Source organism: Pseudomonas sp. EA_5y_Pfl2_R50 (assembly GCF_963970475.1).
Lineage (GTDB): Bacteria > Pseudomonadota > Gammaproteobacteria > Pseudomonadales > Pseudomonadaceae > Aquipseudomonas.
Window position 1 is genome coordinate 1 of sequence record NZ_CAXAPT010000081.1, and the last position, 588, is coordinate 588.

At 68.4% G+C, this 588-nt stretch carries 1 protein-coding gene; it reads left to right on the forward strand.

Features of this window, described 5'->3' with window-relative positions; genetic code table 11:
* Positions 1–588, forward strand: a 588-nt coding sequence (locus AACY19_RS26800; protein ID WP_339454506.1) for a TrbI/VirB10 family protein, incomplete at both ends; no start/stop codon positions are given.

Here is a 588-nt window from a genome sequence, read left to right on the forward strand (position 1 = left end):
CGGTGGCGGCACTGAACGAGGCGCAGCGGCTGAAAGCGCCCGCGCTGATCGTCGATCTGTCGGTCGCGCCGCCCGCCCCCGCTACCGAACCCGGCAAAGCGGGCGCAACCGATGCCGCCAAAGCCGCCGACGGCAAAAGCGGCGGTGCCTCGCATCTGGACGGCGACGAACAATTTGCCGAGCGGGTCTCGTCCGCCGAACCCGAGCGCGCACGCGCCTCGCAATTGCATAATCTGGCAACGGTGGTGCCGCAGGGCGCGATCATCCCCGCCGTGCTGGAAACCGCGCTCAATTCGGATTTGCCCGGTTTGGCGCGCGCGGTGGTCAGCCGTGACGTGCGCAGCTTTGACGGCAGCACGGTGCTGATCCCGCGCGGCAGTCGGTTGGTCGGGCAATATAAAAGCGCGGTCGCGCAGGGGCAGTCGCGCGCATTCGTGATCTGGACGCGGGTGATCCGGCCCGAAGGTGCCTCGATCCAGATCGGCTCGCCCGCCGCCGATACGCTGGGCCGCGCCGGGCTGGCGGGCAGCGTCAACCGCCATTTCTTCCAGCGCTTCACCAATTCGGTGCTGCTGTCGGTGGTCAATG